The sequence below is a fragment of the Xenophilus sp. Marseille-Q4582 genome, assembly GCF_916700565.1.
Taxonomy (GTDB): domain Bacteria; phylum Pseudomonadota; class Gammaproteobacteria; order Burkholderiales; family Burkholderiaceae_C; genus Xenophilus.
This window is the reverse complement of the sequence record NZ_CAKAKO010000002.1, coordinates 826065-844618: the sequence shown is the minus strand read 5'-3', so window position 1 is coordinate 844618 and position 18554 is coordinate 826065. Positions and strand designations below refer to the sequence as shown.

19 protein-coding genes and 4 pseudogenes are annotated in these 18554 nt (G+C 64.7%); 8 read left to right on the top strand and 15 right to left on the bottom strand.

Features of this window, described 5'->3' with window-relative positions; genetic code table 11:
- The first annotated feature begins 22 nt into the window (after window positions 1-22).
- Window positions 23-1027: a porphobilinogen synthase gene (hemB, locus tag LG388_RS09100; RefSeq protein ID WP_225782492.1), complete on the top strand. Its 1005-nt coding sequence runs from the start codon at window positions 23-25 to the stop codon at window positions 1025-1027.
- A 61-nt stretch (window positions 1028-1088) separates the two neighbouring features.
- A complete protein-coding gene (locus LG388_RS09095) occupies window positions 1089-2210 on the top strand; it encodes a magnesium transporter CorA family protein (RefSeq protein ID WP_225782491.1) in 1122 nt (373 codons plus the stop codon).
- Window positions 2211-2314: 104 nt separating this feature from the next.
- Here LG388_RS09095 and LG388_RS09090 read toward each other — a convergent pair whose 3' ends face one another.
- Complete coding sequence (locus LG388_RS09090) at window positions 2315-2677, bottom strand: DUF4148 domain-containing protein (protein ID WP_370630132.1); 363 nt, start codon at window positions 2675-2677, stop codon at window positions 2315-2317.
- A 12-nt stretch (window positions 2678-2689) separates the two neighbouring features.
- Window positions 2690-3118 (bottom strand): annotated as a pseudogene (locus LG388_RS09085) (DUF4158 domain-containing protein); the annotation flags it as partial.
- Between the two features lie 175 nt (window positions 3119-3293).
- Here LG388_RS09085 and LG388_RS09080 point away from each other — a divergent pair.
- Both LG388_RS09080 and LG388_RS09075 read left to right on the top strand, forming a co-directional pair.
- Window positions 3294-3764 (top strand): annotated as a pseudogene (locus LG388_RS09080) (IS21 family transposase); the annotation flags it as partial.
- Between the two features lie 23 nt (window positions 3765-3787).
- Window positions 3788-4459, top strand: a complete 672-nt coding sequence (locus tag LG388_RS09075; RefSeq protein WP_003049898.1) for an ATP-binding protein — start codon at window positions 3788-3790, stop codon at window positions 4457-4459.
- 257 nt (window positions 4460-4716) lie between these two features.
- On the opposite strand, the gene istB is transcribed toward LG388_RS09075, so the two are convergent.
- Together istB and istA are read right to left on the bottom strand one after the other, a co-directional pair.
- A complete protein-coding gene (gene istB, locus LG388_RS09070; RefSeq protein WP_225782451.1) occupies window positions 4717-5532 on the bottom strand; it encodes an IS21-like element helper ATPase IstB in 816 nt (271 codons plus the stop codon).
- Window positions 5525-7051: an IS21 family transposase gene (gene istA, locus LG388_RS09065; RefSeq protein ID WP_225782461.1), complete on the bottom strand. Its 1527-nt coding sequence runs from the start codon at window positions 7049-7051 to the stop codon at window positions 5525-5527. Before istA ends, istB begins: the two co-directional genes overlap by 8 nt.
- Before the next feature lie 106 nt (window positions 7052-7157).
- Between istA and LG388_RS09060 the strand changes: the two are divergent.
- Window positions 7158-7925 (top strand): annotated as a pseudogene (locus LG388_RS09060) (Tn3 family transposase); the annotation flags it as partial.
- Between the two features lie 228 nt (window positions 7926-8153).
- On the opposite strand, the gene LG388_RS09055 reads toward LG388_RS09060, so the two are convergent.
- The 10 genes from LG388_RS09055 to LG388_RS09010 form a co-directional block, all read right to left on the bottom strand.
- Window positions 8154-9203, bottom strand: a complete 1050-nt coding sequence (locus LG388_RS09055; RefSeq protein ID WP_011114060.1) for a ParB/RepB/Spo0J family partition protein — start codon at window positions 9201-9203, stop codon at window positions 8154-8156.
- Window positions 9200-9964 (bottom strand): ParA family protein, encoded by a 765-nt coding sequence (locus LG388_RS09050; protein WP_011114061.1) that lies wholly within the window; start codon window positions 9962-9964, stop codon window positions 9200-9202. Before LG388_RS09050 ends, LG388_RS09055 begins: the two co-directional genes overlap by 4 nt.
- Window positions 9961-10269, bottom strand: a complete 309-nt coding sequence (locus LG388_RS09045) for a transcriptional regulator KorA (RefSeq protein ID WP_011114062.1) — start codon at window positions 10267-10269, stop codon at window positions 9961-9963. Before LG388_RS09045 ends, LG388_RS09050 begins: the two co-directional genes overlap by 4 nt.
- A gap of 106 nt (window positions 10270-10375) precedes the next feature.
- Complete coding sequence (locus LG388_RS09040) at window positions 10376-10705, bottom strand: DUF2761 domain-containing protein (RefSeq protein WP_011114064.1); 330 nt, start codon at window positions 10703-10705, stop codon at window positions 10376-10378.
- Window position 10706: 1 nt separating this feature from the next.
- On the bottom strand, window positions 10707-11033 hold the full coding sequence (kleE, locus tag LG388_RS09035) for a KleE stable inheritance protein (protein ID WP_011114065.1): 327 nt from the start codon (window positions 11031-11033) through the stop codon (window positions 10707-10709).
- Between the two features lie 208 nt (window positions 11034-11241).
- Window positions 11242-11478, bottom strand: a complete 237-nt coding sequence (kleA, locus tag LG388_RS09030) for a stable inheritance protein KleA (protein WP_011114066.1) — start codon at window positions 11476-11478, stop codon at window positions 11242-11244.
- Between the two features lie 157 nt (window positions 11479-11635).
- Window positions 11636-11893, bottom strand: a complete 258-nt coding sequence (gene korC, locus LG388_RS09025; RefSeq protein ID WP_011114067.1) for a transcriptional repressor KorC — start codon at window positions 11891-11893, stop codon at window positions 11636-11638.
- Window positions 11894-11909: 16 nt separating this feature from the next.
- Window positions 11910-13118 (bottom strand): hypothetical protein, encoded by a 1209-nt coding sequence (locus LG388_RS09020; RefSeq protein ID WP_011114068.1) that lies wholly within the window; start codon window positions 13116-13118, stop codon window positions 11910-11912.
- Window positions 13119-13129: 11 nt separating this feature from the next.
- Entirely contained in the window at window positions 13130-13348 is a 219-nt protein-coding gene (locus LG388_RS09015) for a hypothetical protein (RefSeq protein ID WP_012478187.1), read from the bottom strand.
- A gap of 44 nt (window positions 13349-13392) precedes the next feature.
- Window positions 13393-13821, bottom strand: coding sequence for an antirestriction protein (locus LG388_RS09010; protein WP_011114069.1), 429 nt, complete (start codon window positions 13819-13821; stop codon window positions 13393-13395).
- Between the two features lie 172 nt (window positions 13822-13993).
- Between LG388_RS09010 and LG388_RS09005 the strand changes: the two genes are divergently transcribed.
- Together LG388_RS09005 and LG388_RS09000 are read left to right on the top strand one after the other, a co-directional pair.
- A complete protein-coding gene (locus LG388_RS09005) occupies window positions 13994-14257 on the top strand; it encodes a type II toxin-antitoxin system RelB/DinJ family antitoxin (RefSeq protein ID WP_011114070.1) in 264 nt (87 codons plus the stop codon).
- Window positions 14244-14525 (top strand): type II toxin-antitoxin system YafQ family toxin, encoded by a 282-nt coding sequence (locus LG388_RS09000; protein WP_011114071.1) that lies wholly within the window; start codon window positions 14244-14246, stop codon window positions 14523-14525. The genes LG388_RS09005 and LG388_RS09000 overlap by 14 nt, the downstream gene beginning before the upstream one ends.
- 1121 nt (window positions 14526-15646) lie before the next feature.
- On the opposite strand, the pseudogene LG388_RS08995 reads toward LG388_RS09000, so the two are convergent.
- Window positions 15647-17344 (bottom strand): annotated as a pseudogene (locus LG388_RS08995) (Tn3-like element IS1071 family transposase); the annotation flags it as partial.
- 82 nt (window positions 17345-17426) lie between these two features.
- Here LG388_RS08995 and LG388_RS08990 point away from each other — a divergent pair.
- Window positions 17427-18515, top strand: a complete 1089-nt coding sequence (locus LG388_RS08990) for an IS5-like element ISCte5 family transposase (RefSeq protein WP_225781276.1) — start codon at window positions 17427-17429, stop codon at window positions 18513-18515.
- Window positions 18516-18554: the final 39 nt, after the last annotated feature.

The window sequence follows — 18554 nt, the reverse complement described above, 5'->3', positions numbered from 1 at the left end:
GGCCCTGGCTCACAATCCCGCCATGACCTTGCACGCTCCCTTTCCCGCCGGCCGGCCGCGGCGCCTGCGCCGCGACGCCTTTTCCCGCCACCTGGTGCGCGAGAACGCGCTCACGCCGCACGACCTGATCTACCCGGTCTTCGTGCATGAACAGGCGGGCCGGGCGCCGGTGCCCTCGATGCCGGGGGTGGAGCGGCTGTCCATCGACGAGCTGCTGCACGTGGCCGAAGAGGCGCTGACGCTGGGCGTGCCGGTGCTCGACCTCTTCGGCGTGCCCGATCCGGCAGCCAAGACCGCCGACGGCGCCGTCGCCTGGGACGAGAACGGCATCGTCCCGCGCGCCATCCGCGCGCTGAAGTCGCGCTTTCCGGAGCTGGGCGTGATGAGCGACCAGGCGCTGGACCCGTACACCACCCACGGCCAGGACGGGCTGATCGACGAGACCGGCTACATCCTCAACGACGCCACCGTCGAGGCGCTGATCAAGCAGTCGCTGGCGCATGCGGCGGCGGGCGTGGACGTGCTCTCGCCCAGCGACATGATGGACGGGCGCATCGGCGCGATCCGCGCGGCGCTGGAGGCCAACGGCTTCATCCACACCCGCATCATGGCGTACAGCGCCAAGTACGCCAGCGCCTTCTACGGCCCCTTTCGCAGCGCGGTGGGCAGCGCCGGCAACCTGGGCAAGGGCAACAAGTACACCTACCAGATGGACCCAGCCAACAGCGACGAGGCGCTGCGCGAGGTGGCGATCGACATCGCCGAGGGCGCCGACATGGTGATGGTCAAGCCCGGCATGCCGTACCTGGACATCGTGCGCCGCGTGAAGGACGAGTTCCGCGTGCCCACCTTCGCCTACCAGGTCAGCGGCGAATACGCGATGCTCAAGGCCGCTGCGCAGAACGGCTGGCTGGACCACGACGCTGCCATGATGGAGAGCCTGCTGGCCTTCAAGCGCGCAGGCGCCGACGGCGTGCTGACCTATTTCGCGCTCGACGCGGCGCGGCTGCTACGCCGGCAGGCCTGATCCGAGCCGGGGCGCCTGCGGCCTCGCCCGCCGTGCGCAGCCCTTCTCCTTGCCCCCGCCGATGCGCATCCTCCAGATCCAGGCCCACCGCGTGCAGGAACATGCGGCGCTCGCGCCGCTGCTGGCCACGCCGGGCGCGATGGATGGTTTCCTGTGGCTGTCGGTCACGCGCGACGAACTGCAGGCCGAACTGCCCGCGCTCCAGGGCGCGCTGCAGGCGCTGTGCGGCACGGCGCTGGTCGACCTGCACGTGAGCGACCTGCTCAACGACCAGTTGCCCTCGCATTGCGACTACACCTCGCGCTACGACGTGCTGGTGATGCGGCGCCTGGCCGCAGGCACGCCGGCCGGCGCCCTGCCCGACGCCGCGCTGCGCCACGGTCCGCCGGCGCTGCGCCGCATCGACACGCGGCCGGTGGGTTTCGCCGTCTTCGACCAGGTGCTGCTGTCCGTGCATCCGCCGGATGGCAGCATGCGCGAGGCCATGGCCGCCCGGCTGCTGGCGGCCGCCAGCGCGCCGGCGGCCGAACCGGCGCTGGATGTGCGCGCCACCTCGGCCCGGCTGCCCACCAGCCCGGCCGACCTGATGCTGCGCATCGTCAACCAGATCGTGGACGGCTATCTGGCCCTGCGGCGCGACCTCACGCGCCAGCTCGACCACTGGCAGGCCGAACTGATCGATCCGAAGACGCGCTTTTCCAACTGGAGCGCGCTCATGCATTCGCGCCAGGCACTGCACCACCTGGACGAGATCTGCGAGGACCAGCGCGCCGCCATGCAGGACTGGATCGACGCGATGGAAACGCTGCCTCCGCCCGCCACGCCCGAGGCCGCGCGCGAGCGCGAACTGCTGCTGGTGCGCAGCCGCGACCTGCTGGAGCACATCCAGCGCGTGGTGCACCACGTGCGGCGGCTGGAACAGAACGCCGAGACCGCCGTGCAGCTGCACTTCAGCGTGCAGAGCCACCGCACCAACGACATCATGCGCGTGCTCACGGTGCTCACGGCTGTGTTCCTGCCGCTGAACCTGATCGCCGGCATCTTCGGCATGAACTTCGAGTTCGTGCCGCTGATCCACAAGGCCGACGGCTTCTGGATCGCCATGGCGCTGATGGCGGTCATCGCGCTGGCCTTGGTGCTGCTGTTCTGGCGCAAGCGCTACCTGGCCCGCACGGCGCGCTGAGCCTCATGCACGCGCCCAACAAAAAACCCGGCCATGCGTGCGCATGCCGGGCTTTTTGTCGATCACCGCGCCGGACGGGCGCGATGCCTGACAAGGCCAGGGAATCAGAGCTTGCCAGCGTTGCCCTGGGCAGCGGCGCGCACGTCGACCGGGTTCTGCAGGGTGGAGATCACCTTGCTGTCCACACGCGAGCCCGAGCTCACGTTCTGGTCGGGCGCATGGGCCGTGCGCACGGCTTCGGCTTGCACCAGGGCGCGGTCCTTGGACACCGCCACGGTCTCGGCGCCGCGCGAGCCGCGGGTCACGTTCTGGTCCTTGGCGTGGGCAGCGGCCACGGCCTGGGCCTGCACTTCCGCGCGGCTCAGGGCCGACACGGAACCCTGCACGCCTTGATACTCCTCGGCATGCACGCCAGCAGCGGCGGCGAAGGACAGGGCGGCGACAGCAAGAATTGCCCGCTCGTGCACGATCACCAGCTTGTTCTTGTACAGCCATTGACGCGCCCGCACGAGTAGCTGATCGCGGTCGGCGCAGCGCGCCACTTCGTCGCGCAGTTCACGTACCAGTGAGCGGCGCTGGTGCTCGCTCATCCACTGGAATCCAAGGACCGTGCAGGCTACTTGTTGGTGATCGAATAGCGTGCGCCCGCGTTCATACATGGCTCTCAGCGAGGCGACTTCTGGTGCTGCAATGCCAAGCTCGTTGCCAAGGTGGCGCCACAAGGCTACTGGAATTACCCGAAAGGCACCGAGCAAACGCCCACTCATGCGCAGGAAACCAATATGGAGCGCCAGACCAAGCTTGTGGGAATCACCTCGGCGTGCATTGATTGCGTCGCGCTCGGCACCATCGAAGGTGAAAAATGCCTTCATCTCGAAGTCGCTGATATCGCGGGGGAGCCCACGCATCCCCAAAAACGTTGTGTGCCAACCCTGCATCGTGAACCTCAAAAGTGGGAGGCCACCATACCCGTTTACAAAGCGAACAGGAAAGTCAATGAAATCAACGGTCTACCCAGACCACCCCCGCGCCAGTGCTAGCTTTGCGTACCGTCACTTATTGCACTGAAAACGAGGAGACCCCGTCAGCCAGGTGCTGGAGGCGCGGTTGACGACTCGCGGGGTGGAGCTGCTGCATCGCGGCCAGCGGGTGGCAGCGCACGCCCGCAGCGCCCACCAGGGCGGCTTCACCACGGTGGTGGAGCACCTGCCGGCGGCGCATCGGGCGCACCTGCAGTGGACACCCGAGCGCTTGGTGCACTGGGGCCAGAGCATCGGCGTGGCCACCGGCCGCACGGTGCAGCGGCTGCTGGAGGAGCAGCGCCATCCCGAGCACGGCTACCGGGCTTGCCTGGGGCTGCTGTCGCTGGTGCGCAAGTACGGCAAGCCGCGGCTGGAGGCGGCCTGCCTGGTGGCCCTGGAGCTGGGCACGGCGCGCTACAGCCACGTGCGCGACATCCTGGCCAACGGCCGCGACCGGGTCCATGCGGCTGACACGCCGCAATGGACCAGCCCGCAGCATGCCCATGTGCGCGGCCCCGGCTACTACCAATGAACCGAGACCAGCAGGGAACACCGATGATGATGAACACCACCCTGGAGCAGCTGCGCGGATTGCGGCTGCACGGCATGGCCAGCGGGCTGCAAGAGCAGATGGCCGCCGGCGGCGGTACGCACTCCCTGAGCTTCGAGGAGCGCCTCGCGCTACTGGTCGAACGCGAGCTGCACCAGCGCGACGACAAGAGGCGCGAGCGGCTGCTGAAGGAGGCGCGCCTGAAGTACCCGCAAGCCGCCATCGAAGATCTGGACGGCCGCCCAGGGCGCGGCGTCGACCGCCGTGCGGTCATGAGCCTGGCGCTGGGCGACTGGATCGACTCCGGTCACAGCGTCCTGATCACAGGGCCGACCGACGCCGGCAAGTCCTGGCTGGCTTGCGCCCTGGCGCAGTACGCCTGCCGGCGCGGTCACAGCGCCGTCTACCAGCGCGTGCCGCGCCTGGGCGAGGAGCTACGCATCCGGCACGGCAACGGCACCTTCGGCAAGTGGCTGCTGCAGGTGGCCAAGACCGACGTGCTGCTGCTGGACAACTGGGGCATGGCGGCGCTGGACTCGCGAACGCGGGCCGACTTGCTGGAGATCATCGACGACCGGGCGGCCAGCCGGGCCACCATCATCACCAGCCAACTTCCTATCGAACATTGGCATGCCTGGGTCGGCGACGCCGGGGTCTCCTCGTTTTCAGTGCAATAAGTGACGGTACGAAAAGCTAGCACTGGCGCGGAGGTGGTGTTGGTAGATCGTTGTTTTCCTTGATCAAGCGCCAGTCGCAGGGTGCAGCGGATCAGCCCCGACGAAAACCGACACTGGCACTTCGGGCCACTCACGGCGAATCGCTTCGAAGTTGCCCTCATTCCAGCAACGCAGGAACGCCAATCTGTTGATTCATCAGCACAACTGAGCCAGTGATCACGTTGAATATTGAGCCACTGGGTTGATGGATTCTTTGACTATTCGGTTGTGGATAAGTCTATCGGGTCTGCTGTTTTTCGATCTCCTTTCTGGCTCTTTGGGCGTTGCTTTGGGGGAGCCGCGCCAGCGGCACTGGAGTGCTTGAATCGCCAGCTCTCGTTGCCCGTCTCGACGATGTGGCAATGGTGCGTGAGCCGGTCAAGCAAGGCCGTGGTCATCTTGGCGTCTCCAAAGACGCTGCTCCACTCCGAGAAGGTGAGGTTGGTGGTGATCACCACGCTCGTTCGCTCATAGAGTTTGGAGAGCAGGTGGAACAGCATCGCGCCGCCCGACTGCGTGAATGGCAGGTAGCCCAGTTCATCCAGGATCACCAGATCGACGTACATCAGGCGGTGCGCCATTTGCCCGGCCTTGTTCTGCGCCTTCTCCAGCTCCAGGGCGTTGACCAGCTCCACCGTTGAGAAGAAGCGCACCCGCTTGCCATGCATGCGAATGGCCTCGATCCCCAGGCTCGTGGCCAGGTGGGTTTTACCCGTGCCGGGGCCACCAACCAGCACCACGTTGTGCGCCGACTCCACGAAGCGAAGGGTGTGCAACTGGCGCACCAGTGCTTCGTCGAGCTGCGCGTGGGCGAAGTCAAAGCCGGCGAGGTCACGGTGCGAAGGGAAGCGCGCCACGCGCATCTGGTAAGCCATGGAACGCACCTCACGCTGAGCGGTCTCGGCCTTGATGAGCTGGTGCAGCACGGCCTCATGATCCAGCGACTTCATGCGGGCGGTGCCCAGTACCTCCGGCCAGGCACTGGCCATGCCGTGCAGGCCCAGCGCTTTGAGGGCATCAATGACGTCATGCATGGTCGGACTCCGGTGATGCCTCATGAGGCTGGACGTTGCGCAGTGCGTCGTAGCGCTGCAGGTTGGCCAGTGGCGGCGTGTTGAGCTTGAGCATCGTGGCCACCGGTGGCTCGGGCACGCGCTGCTCCTTCAGACGCGAGAGCACGTTGAGCACGTGCTCGGCACTCACCCGCCCGGACTGCAGCGCCAGCTCTACCGCCACCACCACGGCCTCCAGTCCATGCAGGCTCACCCCCATGAGCACCTGCGCCATCACCCTGTCGCCACCGCTGTGGCGCAGCAACTGGCGCTGCATTTCCTGCAGTGGCTCGGGCATGGTCTTGAAGGGCGCGCCGTTGCGCAGCGCGCCGGGCTTTCGCTCGATGAGCGCGATGTAATGCATCCAGTCGTAGAGCGTCTGATCACGTTCGAAGCTGCGCGCCAGGCGCACCTGTCGCCCATCGGGCCCGACCACCAGCAGGCCATCCGCGTAGGCCCGCAGACTGACCACCGCATGAATCCATTCACACGGCACGCTGTAGCGGTTGCGCTGGAAGTGGATCAGTGCGGTCGCAGAGACCCGTACCGGCTGCTCCACGTAGCCATCAAACGCACGGGGGTTGGGCATGAGACGAGCACGTTCGTCCTGCCAGACATCGGCCACCGTGAGCTGAGTCCATTCCGGGTGACTCATCTCAGCCCAGGCCTTCACGCAGGCCTGCTGCAACCAGTCGTTGAGTTCACCAAGCGTCCCCCAGCGCCGCTCGCTGGCCTCACGCCAGATGTCCTTGCGCCGATCCTGAACGTTCTTCTCCACGACCCCCTTCTCCCAGCCGGCGGCCCGGTTGCAGAACTCCGGCTCGAACAGGTAGTGCCCGGTCATCGCCTCGAAGCGTGCATTGACGCTGCGCTGTTTGCCATGGCCGACCTTGTCCACAGCGGTCTTCATGTTGTCGTAGATGCCCCGCCGGGGCACGCCACCGAAGAGGGCGAACGCCCGTGCGTGCGCATCGAACAGCATCTCGTGCGCTTGGCTGTAGTACGCCACCAGGCAGAAGGCGCGACTGGCCGCCAGCTTGGTGTGCGCCACTTCCAGGCGGCGGCGCAGCCCGCCGATGAACAGGTACTCGCAGCTCCAGTCGAACTGGAACGCCTCGCCCAACTCGAAGCTCAGCGGCACGAACCCCGCACCACGCGCAGCGTTGCCTTGCTCTTGCTGCCAGCGCTGGGCAAAGGCGTAGACCGGCCCTCGGCTGCCGCTGTAGCCCTGCGCGCGCAGCGCCTCAAACATGGCCTTGATCCCGCGTCGATCGCGTTTGCTGCGATGGCTATCGGCCTTGAGCCATTGGCTCAACTGCTCCTTGTACGGATCCAGGATGCTGGGGCCCGACACCCGCTGCGGGTATCGGGGTTCGGCCATCTGCCCGTCTTTGAGCCACTTGGTGGCTGTGTTGCGCGAGATGCCCAGGCGCCGGCTGGCCTCGCGCACCGACACGTCCTGCCTCAGCACGAGGCGGCGTAACTTGCTCAATGTGCTCACGTTGATCACTCCTGCTCCCCCGTGCTGAAAAATTCAGCAGGATAGAGCGGCAACGTGGCTCAAATTTCAACGTGAATGCGTCCCGAAATGGCCCAGCTTTGGAAATGAATCAACAATCCGCCAAGAAAAGCTGGAGACCAGCCAGCTTGCTGTGGATACCCATGGCTACACCGACTTTGCCATGTCACATGCCCGTTTGCTTGGTTTTGATCTTTGCCCGCGGTTGAAGGAACTCAAACAGCGCCACCTCTTTGTGCCACGCGGCACCAAAGTGCCCGCAGAAATCGCTGCGGTGTGCGAAGCCAATGTCGACGTCGCTTTGATCGAAAAGCATTGGGATAGTCTGGTGCACCTGGCAGCCTCGGTCATGAGCGGACATGCCAGTGCGGTGGCAGCTCTTGCGCGGTTCGGTTCTGCCGCCCAGGGCGATCCAATCTATGAGGCTGGCGTGCAATTGGGGCGGTTGCTGCGTACGGCGTTTTTGGCTGACTACTTTGTCAAGGACGCTTTCAGGAACGAGTTGCGCCGGGTGCTCAATCGGGGCGAGGCTGTTAACGCCCTCAAGCGCGCCATTTATACCGGCCGGATCAGCCCGGCGCAGGCCAAACGTGTCGATGAAATGCAGGCTGTGGCCGATGCGTTGAGCCTGATGGCCAACATCGTGATGGCGTGGAATACCTCACAGATGCAGGCGGTCCTGGATCGCTGGTCGAACCGCCGCCAGGTCATTCCACCGGAACTGATCGGGAAGATTGCGCCCACCAGGCTGGAGAGCATCAACTTGCGGGGTGTGTTTCGCTTCCCGGTTGACCGCTATGCTGACCAAATCCTGCCTTCGCGGCCAAATGCATCGATAACTGGCACCAATGGATGAAACCGACCACGGTTTGACGCCACGAATCGCAGATTTGAAAGTGAACAGGAAAGTCAATGAAATCAACGATCTACCAACACCACCTCCGCGCCAGTGCTAGCTTTTCGTACCGTCACTTATTGCACTGAAAACGAGGAGACCCCCTAAAACGCGGGCAAAAAAAAGCCCCGCTCGATGGCGGGGCGATGGGTGGGGGTCGGTGGTCGGCGATGCCCGGCGCTGGGCGTGTCAGCCCTCCAGCAGCGCGACAAGCTGCACGGTGCCAAGGTCGGCCTCGAACTCCTGGCCGTCATCCTCGTATTTGAGCCAGGCCCAGCCCTCGGCCGGGGGCCGGCGGTTGAGGATCAGCCGTGCCGGCCGGTCGTCGTGCTTGACCTGTATGATGGCCTTCTTGAGCTTGTCGGGGTCGGCCTCCTTCGGCTCCTTCTTCCCCTTGGCGTCATCATCCTGCGGCCCCTGCTCGCCGTCGCCGGCCTCGGCGTCGGTCTTGCCGGTCAGCGCATCGACGGTGTTGGGATCACGGTCGCCGTCCTCGTGACTGCGCTTGTCCTCCAGGAACTCGCGCAGCAGCTTCACCGAGCCGCGCGTCAGCTCCTGGCTGTCGTCGGCCAGCCAGGCGGCCACCTCGTCGGGGTTCTTCTTGTAGGCCGTCACCAGCTCGTTGATGACAGTCACGTCCTTGCCCCGGCCGCTATTGAACGCCTCGGCAATGGGTTCGGGCAAGTCCAGCAGCGTGACGTGCTGCGTGACGAAGGCCGGCGACTTGCCGATCTCCTTGGCGATCTCGCCCTTCTTCTTGCCCTTCGCCAGCTCGCGGCCGATGAAGTCGGCGATCTCACGCGCCGTCAGCTCGTTGCGTTGCAGGTTCTCGATAACCTGGTCGGCCTCGTTGTAGTCGTTGTCGATGAAGGCCGGGATCGTGGTCTTGTGCGCCCACTTCGAGCCGCGATAGCGCCGCGCGCCGTGGTTGATGAGGTAGCGCCCCGGTGCGTCCGGGTTCTCGCGCACGCTGATGGGCGACTTCACGCCGCGCGCTTTGATCGTCTCGCCGATCTCCGCGATGCTCTCCGGCGAGAAGCCGGGGTTGTCGGCCGTGCGCGGCTGGTGCGGGTCTTCGTCGATCAGGTCAAGCGGCAGCTCCTGCGGGCCTGCGCCGCCGGCGTTGGCCGCCGGCTGCTCGTTCAGCAGGCCGGCCAGGTCGCCCAGCCCGTCCAGGCCCAGCCCGGACGATTGCGGCTTGTCCTGCTCCTTCTTCTTGGCGTTGGTCTTGGCGCTCATTGCGCGATCTCCATCTTCGTGAACACGTAATCCGCCAGCGCACGCACCTCCTGGGTGGCCTTCCGCGCGGCGGTCTTCTTGATCTTCCACACCGGCATCTGCTCGCCCAGCGCCTCGGCGATGCTGTCACGCGCGCCGATGCTGAACGGCAAGATGAGCTGCGGGTATGCCTGCTGCAACGTCGCCAGGTTGTTGACGTGGCGCGGCTTCCGCGCGTCCACCTTGTTCGGCACCATGCCGAGGAAGCGCAGCTTGGGGTTCTGCTTGCGCAGGTTGCTGATGACCGCGACCATCTTCTTCATGCCCTGCAAGCTGTACGCCTCCATTTCGATGGGCGACAGCATGTAGTCGGCCGTCAGCACGGCCGCCGTCATGGCGACGCCAAGGGAGGGGGCCGTGTCGATCAGGCACACGTCGAAGAACTCGCCCAGCGCGGCCACACTGGCCCGCAGCGCGGCGGCCGCCTGGGAAAGCTCCATCTTGTCCAGGTTCGCCAGGTTGGCGTCTGCCGCGATCAGCGCCAGGCCGTCATCCTCCCGGTCAGCGAACCAGGCGCGCAGCTCGTCGCCGCCGGCGGTGAACATGCGACTGGCGGGATAGCCCGAGTCGTGGCCGGCCAGCGTCCAGCTCGCATTGCCCTGGGTGTCCAGGTCGATCACTGCAACCCGAAGGCCGCGCTCCTGGAAGTCGAACGCCAGGTGGCAGGTTGCGAACGTCTTGCCTTGACCGCCTTTCTGAATTGCCGTGACCAGTGTTTTCATGAGTTGGGTTCCTGTTTCCTCTTTCCCTTGGCGTCGGCTTCCCAACGCTTGACGATGAACGCTTGATGCTCCGGCAGTACCGCCGTCACCCGCTCGAAGCCCTGCGGGAGCACTTCCCCCGCCACTGCCCACACGCGGCTGACCGCTTGCGATACCGCCCCCTTGGTCAGCCCCAGCGAGGCCACAAACTCGGCCTGGGGCCTTCCATCGACCAGCACGCCGCGCGCTATGTCGATGGTCTGTTGCCCGATCTCCAGGCCCTTGATCGCCGCCTGGAATTGGGCTTCGGTTAGCCGTTTCTTCATGGAGAACACCCATATAAACTCCACACCCGGTTGTTGAACAAAAGGCGGTGCCAGCCGCCGACCATGTGCAGAAGTTTAGCTAAACTCGCCGCCCGCGTCAAGCGTTTTAGCGGCTAAAAATGGGCGCGTGATCTTCTTTCTTGGCGTTCAACCTGGCCGCGTCAGCGGCACTCATGAAGAACGTCATCAGCGGGCCGACCGTGCGGCTCGAACCGTTGGCAAAGCACACGTCGAACTGACCGCCGGCGGTGTGCGGATCGACGCCTTCCACCAGTCGCCAGGGGTCAAGGCCCCATTCCTCGGATTGCGCGCTGTACCAATAGGCCGGCGCATCGCCGTTCAAGTCGCTGGCCGCGTACTCGCGCACCAGGACGGCCACCCGGCCGGTGTTCGGCTCCACGAATCCCGGCGGGTAGGGTAGGGTCTGTTTTTTCATGTCAAAGCCCCTTCGGCTTGTAGATCGAAACGAAGTAGGTGATCGCGGTCAGCACCGCGAAGTACGCCAGGAACGACCAACCGGCATACACGCCAGGCGTGTTCCAGTGGTAGAGCATCCGCACGAACTGGAAGAAGGTGGCAATCGACAGCACCCACTTGAGGATCGGCCAGACCAGCACGGTCGCCACCCATACGAACTTGACCAGGCCGGCCAGCAGGCCAGCACCGGGGGCCTTGTTGGGGGCAGCAGACGCGGCGGCAGGCTCCACCGGCGCGGGCGCGGCGGGCTGCTCGATCTCCTTGGGGAACTTGATGATGTTGGACATAGCTTGACCCTCCACGCGCTTACGTGTTGAATGCTGGGTGCTCCCACTCGGAAGCATGGTTACGGTGTGCCAGCACCAGGCCAAGCGCCCCGGATCACTCCGGGGCGTTCCTCCACCTGGGGCCGCCCTTGATCTTGCCTCGGCTCACGCAATACTCCTTCTTGGCGTCCTCGATAGGCCCGGCCGTTGCCGACCGGGCCATGTGCTCTTACCAGCCGGCCCGGCGCTTGGCCTGCTCGACGGCTTCCATCGACCAATGGCCCTTGGCCTGCCCCTCCAGGGAGCATCCGGCGAAGTACGCCTTGCCGCGCAGTTCCTCGGCTTTGCACACCAGCTCGGCCGCCTCGGCCATCATGGCCGCGATCTCGTCACGGCGGGCCGGGAAGTCGGTCGCTGCCGCGCCCTCCAGCTCGTCAATCCAGGGCATAATCTTGTTGTCGCTCATCGGACTTTCTCCGGTAGTTGACCTGGGCAATGTGCCCGGCCTTCAAGTGCTATATTAGGGCAAAATGCCCTAACCTGTCAAGCACTTTAGCTAAACTTTTTTCGCTTTACCGGAATCCGAAGGCTAAACTTTAGCCGCTAAAACCTTTCCCTTGGCGTCAATCCTCTTTCCAGATCACGCCCAGCCCGGCCTGGTCGCACAGGATCGCCCATGCCGCATAGGGAATCGGGGTGTCCTCGCCGATCCAGCGGCGGATCGTGCGGTCGCCCTTCGCGCCCAGCCCCAGCGCCTTCGCGGCCTTGCTGCCGCTGAACCCGGCCAGGCGCAGCACCTCTCGGACTTCCTCGCCGGTCGGTTGCGCCCAGCGTTCGGCCGGCTTCAAGCACTCCAGCCGGATATTGGCGTCGTTCGTCATTCGTTCGTTCTCCTGGTCAAGTGATAAGCCGCAACTGGTCGAAGCCGTAGATCGACTGGATGCAGCTCGGGTCTGAATCGACCACGCGCCGGCCTGCGCGATTGGTCTTGTACGTTACCGGCCTGTCGTCGTGCGCCCACACCTGGCGGGTGTCGGGATGCACCTTCACGATGATGATGCGCTTGCCGATGTAGCGGTCGAAAACCGGGTGATGGACGCTCACGATCTCGCACCGCTGGCCGGGCTTGAACTCCACCAGGTCGGCCGGGCCTCCATCGCCATTCCTGGCGATGCTGCAGGTTGCCGCGCTCGCTCGCGGCATCGTTGTTTCCGGCGATACAGGCCCGCCCTCGCCCGGCTCGGCATCGTCGGCTTTGACGATGCTGCAGGTCATCGTCGTTTCTGGCGATGCGGGATCTCGCTCCGGGCCTGCGCCGGTGATTTTTCCCTTGGCGTCCAACCCGGCGGCCCTGGCCGCCTTGATCCTGGTCGCGGCCTCGGCCGCCCAGCGCCTGGCGATGAAGGCCCGATGCGAGGGCAGCACCACATCGACCAGGACGAACCCCGGCGGCACCAGGACGGTCGCCGGTGCGCGCCGCGCCGGCGGCTCCAAGCCGGCCAGCCAAGCGGGCAGGGGAGCATCGGCCAGGCGGTCGCGGTAGCTGGCCTCGACCATCACCGGGCGCTTCTTCTCGGCTCGCTGCGCAGCCAGGATGCCGCGCGCAACCTCGTCCACCGTCATGCAGCCCTGCGCCGTGTCGAAGTGCGAGCGGTAGCCCGTTTCGGAGATAAACGGCCTGTCCAGGTCGATGACGTGGAACTGGAAGTGGGCACCCAGCGGCCCGCCGTAGCCGGCCTCGTACTCCACCAGGGCGCGCATGTCGCCATCCGCGACCAGGAACTGGCCGCGCTGGCCCCACAAGGGCACGTCGCCAGGCACCGCCGCGCAATGGCGCTCGATGACCTGGCCGGGCGCGTCGTGGTCGGCCATGCTGCCCACGTGCGTTCCGCCGTTCATCTTCCAGATGACGGCCTCGTATCGGTCGCTGGCCGCCTCGGCGGCCGCACCGTCACCGCGCATGATCGCCGCGTCGATCTCCACCACGGCCGCCACGGCGGCGGCCAGCAGCTCGTCGCGGTCGGTGGGCAGCTCGGCCAGCAGCTCGGCCGCCGGCGCGTTCCAGTCCTGGCCCGGCTGGGCCGGCGTCTTGCGTTTCTTCGCCATCGGCCGGCCCCTCAAGTGTCAGCACGCCGCCACGCGATCACGTCGCGGGCTTCGTAGCCGTGGCGCTTGCAGTCGTCGCAGAATCCCGAGCTGAACCCCTTGTGGTTCGTGCCGATCCATGCGGCCGGCTTGCCGCATTCGTGGCCGTAGGTGCCCGGCTCGGCGTTGTGGCACTTGCCGTCCGTCGCGTAGCTGTTCGTCGGTGCCTGGGGAGCGTTGTTCCTGGTCATGGTCGCCTCCTGGAAGCCCCGGCCGAAGCCGGGGCCGCCCCTCATCAGTCAATAGCCCGGTAGATCGCGGCCGCCTCGGCGTGGCTGGCTGCGAAGCCGCGCAGGAAGTGATAGCGGTCGATCAGGGCATCGCCGGCGTCCGTGTCGGCGGCCTCGGCCGCGAGCTGACCCAGCGCGAACAGGGTTGCGACAATGCCGGCGGCGTCGGCCGACAACTCGCCTCGGAAGCCGTTGCCGTCCACCTCGATCTCCAGGCGGTCGGCCAGGTCGGGGGCCATGTAAAAACCGCCGTCCGACAAGGTGTAGTAGTGCCAATACGCGCCGCTGTAGCGTTCGCAGAGCCGGCGAAGCCAGGCATACACCAGGGCCTCGCCGCGCATCATCAGACGCGGGCCGAAGTAGGCGGGCAGGAAGTCGAGGCGCTGGGCCTCGGCGACCAGGGAAGCGGTAACGGGTTGCTCTTGGGTGTTCATCGGACTTTCTCCGGTAGTTGACCTGGGCGAAATGCCCGGCCTTCAAGTGCTATATTAGGGCAAAATGTCCTAATCGTCAAGCACTTTAGCTAAACGTTTTAGCCGCTAAACCTTGCCCTTTCCCTTGGCGTGCATTACAATGTAATTCACGAACCCAACCGGAGAACCAATCATGGCTGCAAACCAGCTCGTACAAACGCGCATCGACGGCGCGATCAAGGAAGAAGCGGCGGCCGTCCTGGCCGCGATGGGCCTTACCGTGTCCGACGCGGTGCGGCTGCTGCTCACGAAGGTGGCCCAGGACAAGGCGCTGCCCTTCGAGCCGCTGATTCCGAACGCCACCACCATCGAGGCGATGAAGGAAGCCCGCAAGGGCAAGCTGCCGCGCTTCGCCACCGTCAACGATCTGATGGCCGATCTGCATGCGGCAGATTGAGCGCACCGGCCAGTTCAAGCGCGACTACAAGCGCGAGGCGAAAGGGCAGCACCGGGCCACGCTCGACGCCGACCTGGTGCCCGTCCTGGTCGCGCTCGCCGACGACCAGCCGCTGGAACCTCGGCACCGCGACCACGCGCTGACCGGGGACTGGAAGGATCACCGGGATTGCCACGTCAAGCCCGACCTGGTGCTGATCTACCAGAAGCCCGACGCCGACACGCTGCGCCTGGTGCGCCTCGGCTCTCACTCCGAACTCGGCTTGTGATCGGCGCGGGCCTGGCCCCGCGTCTCACGTTTCATTGACACTTGAGGGGCGCTTTCCGCGCCACCGGCCGAGCTGGCCGACCCCCTTCCTTGGCGTAAAACCTGCGGCGGTGGAGCTGCTGCGATGCTTGAGGATCGCGCGGCCGGTCGAACCGCGGCGACCTGGTTGGGGAGTGTGAGGGGGCTTTGCCCCCTCGCAAGCTCTCGAACTTACTGCCTTCCGCCAGGCGCTTGCGCCTGGCTCTCCTAAGCCGTAGCGCCGAAGGCGCTCCATTGTGGGGTGAGGCCGCAAGGCGGCCGAGGGGCGTAGCCCCTGGGGGGATGGGAGGCCGCTTGCGGCCGGGTGGGATCGAGAAGGGGGGTTTCCCCCCTTCGGCGGCCGGTCATGCTGCGCGGTAGCTTGGGCCGTGTTGCCGTTTTTTTCGCCAGCCTCTGGTTAAAACTACCTGGTTATATAAAAAGGTTATAAAGACGGTTAAAAACCTGGTTAGCATGACCGAAAAACGCGCATAAACCGTTGTCACGCCAAGGAAAAGCGCGAAGAGGCCGCCCCTCAAGTGTCAATGGATAAGCCCCCCATGTGTCAATACGCTGCCCCTCAAGTGTCAAGAACCGCGCCCCTCAAGTGTCAGTAGGGCCGCCCCTCAAGTGTCAATACCGGGGCAGGGTTCCTAACAGGGTTATCCACAACTTCGGTGGATAACTCCATGCCGATCAGGCACTTAGGCCGCCTCGGCGGCCGCCTGGACGGCTCGACCAGGCCGAAATCGGCCGCTGCCCCCCAAGTGTCAACATCGCGCCGGCCCCGCTGCCCCTCAAGTGTCAACGTCAGGGCTGCGCCGGCCGGCCTCGGCCGACTTGTCCCGAAACTGTCCACAACGGCCGCGCCGGTGGGGCAGGGCAGGGAAGGCCCCGGAAACGGGCCAGGAAGGCCCGTCAGGGCCGCAAAGCCCAGCGGCGAGGGCCACCGGCCCGGTGAGGGGTCTCCTCGTTTTCAGTGCAATAAGTGACGGTACGAAAAGCTAGCACTGGCGCGGAGGTGGTGTTGGTAGATCGTTGATTTCATTGACTTTCCTGTTCACTTTCAAATCTGCGATTCGTGGCGTCAAACCGTGGTCGGTTTCATCCATTGGTGCCAGTTATCGATGCATTTGGCCGCGAAGGCAGGATTTGGTCAGCATAGCGGTCAACCGGGAAGCGAAACACACCCCGCAAGTTGATGCTCTCCAGCCTGGTGGGCGCAATCTTCCCGATCAGTTCCGGTGGAATGACCTGGCGGCGGTTCGACCAGCGATCCAGGACCGCCTGCATCTGTGAGGTATTCCACGCCATCACGATGTTGGCCATCAGGCTCAACGCATCGGCCACAGCCTGCATTTCATCGACACGTTTGGCCTGCGCCGGGCTGATCCGGCCGGTATAAATGGCGCGCTTGAGGGCGTTAACAGCCTCGCCCCGATTGAGCACCCGGCGCAACTCGTTCCTGAAAGCGTCCTTGACAAAGTAGTCAGCCAAAAACGCCGTACGCAGCAACCGCCCCAATTGCACGCCAGCCTCATAGATTGGATCGCCCTGGGCGGCAGAACCGAACCGCGCAAGAGCTGCCACCGCACTGGCATGTCCGCTCATGACCGAGGCTGCCAGGTGCACCAGACTATCCCAATGCTTTTCGATCAAAGCGACGTCGACATTGGCTTCGCACACCGCAGCGATTTCTGCGGGCACTTTGGTGCCGCGTGGCACAAAGAGGTGGCGCTGTTTGAGTTCCTTCAACCGCGGGCAAAGATCAAAACCAAGCAAACGGGCATGTGACATGGCAAAGTCGGTGTAGCCATGGGTATCCACAGCAAGCTGGCTGGTCTCCAGCTTTTCTTGGCGGATGACACCTTCAATGGCCACGCCCGCCTGGCGCTCATTGAGCACAAAGGGCTGCGCATGGAAGATGCCCCACCGGTCTTTTACATGGGAGTAGATTCCAATGGAAGGTGTGTTGCGCCGAGGATCAAGCCGGGCTTGCCACACCCGTTTGGTGGTCTCCATGCTCATCATGTCAGAAGATGCCAAATCGGACCGCCCCCAGGTGGCGGCAATCGGGTGTCGCTGCATGAATTCCAGCACAGCCTGGCAGGCCTGGCTCAGACGCCGTTCGTCCCGCGCCCAGCGCATGGCCTGGCGAATGCTGGTGGCAGACAATTGCGGAATCATGCGCGCGCATTCGACCGCAGTCAGACTGGTGCCGTGGGCCATGATGCCGGCATAGACCATCAGCAGCTCGTCGGTAGAGCGCGGCTCACGTCCGAGCATGATCCAGCTAAAGCGCACCTGGGCGTCAACGGCCAGAATCACTTCCGGCAATTGAACCTCACCGATGCGGTGATCCAAAGCCGCGCGCAGCTTGGTCACTTCTGGGTCTTCGTCCTCTGCGGGCAATGGCGACAAATGGAGTTCATCATCCACGCGCAGTACGCCACTGCGGGCTGCAGCGGCCACCGCATCGACACCGGCAGTTACTCTGGCCAGCAAAGGCTTCAAGAAAGTGGCAGCCTTGCTGGGTAACGATAGACGGGCATAGTGTTTCTTGGACTCTGCCTGCCAACGCTCGTCCGTGAAGAACAAGCGCGCACGACCCCGAAAGCTCAGGCTGTGCTCAATCCAGACCGAGCCATTGCGCACCGCGCGGCGCAGGGCAAACAGGGTGGCCACCTCCAACGCCTGAAACGCCCGTTCCCGGTCTGGGCTGGAGATCGAAACCTGCCAGATCATTCCCAGACTTGGTGCCACCACTTCAACTGGCAGCTTTCTGGATCCTTTGAGATATAACAGGCCGTTGAAAAATCCCCTGCGAGCGTCCGCGTCGGCCGCTACGATCTGAAGCCATCCCGGAACAACTGCGACAAGAAAGATGAGAGGCAACCAAGACTTCCAGGGGGCGATGTTTAGCTACATCAGCCTTGAAGAAAGAGTGCCAGCGGCACACCCGCTGCGCAAGTTGCGCGCCGTGGTGGATGCGCTGCTGTCGAGCATGAACAGCGAGTTCGAAGCGGTGTACGCCCGCCGTGGCCGCCCCTCGGTGCCGCCGGAGATGCTGCTCAAGGCCTTGCTGCTGCAAATCCTGTTCTCCATCCGCAGCGAACGCCAGCTGGTCGAGGCGGTCAACTACAACCTGCTGTACCGCTGGTTCGTGGGCCTGAACATTGAAGACAAGGTCTGGGACCACTCCACCTTCAGCGCCAACCGCGAACGCCTCTTCAACGAAGACCTGGCGCGCGCCTTCTTCGAGCGCGTCAAGCTCAGCGCCCAGTGGGGCCGGCTTGCCAGCGACGAACACTTCAGCGTGGACGGCACGCTGATTGAGGCCTGGGCCTCGCACAAGAGTTTCAAACGCAAAGACGACGACAGCGGCACGCCACCCGGACGCAACCCCGAGGTGAACTTCAAAGGGCAGGAGCGCTGCAACGACACCCACGCCAGCACCACCGATGCCGATGCCCGGCTGTTCAAGAAGAGCGCGGGCGACAAATCTCGCCTGTGCCACATGGGGCACATCCTCATGGAGAACCGCAACGGGCTGATCGTGGATGTGGAGATCACACATGCCAGTGGCACCGCCGAGCGCGAGGCGGCGCTGGCGATGCTCAAACGCCGGGGAAACAAGAACAAGCGGGCCACGGTCGGGGCCGACAAAGGTTACGACAGCCAGGCCTTCATCAAGGGCTGCCGAAAGCTCAAAGTCACGCCACACGTGGCGGCCAAGGACAAGCACTCGGCGGTCGATGGCCGCATCCGGCGCCACGAGGGCTACAAGACCAGCCTCAAAGTGCGCAAGCGCATCGAGGAGGCCTTTGGCTGGATCAAGACAGTGGGTGGTCTGGCCAAGACCAAATTGATCGGTCAGGCCAAGCTCGCGGGCCAGGCGCTGCTGTGCTTTGCCACCTACAACCTGGTGCGCATGGGCAGTCTGGGCGGCTGGTGGGACGCGCATCATGCGTGAACCATGGGATACGTGCGCCCGGAACGGGCAAAACGGCCT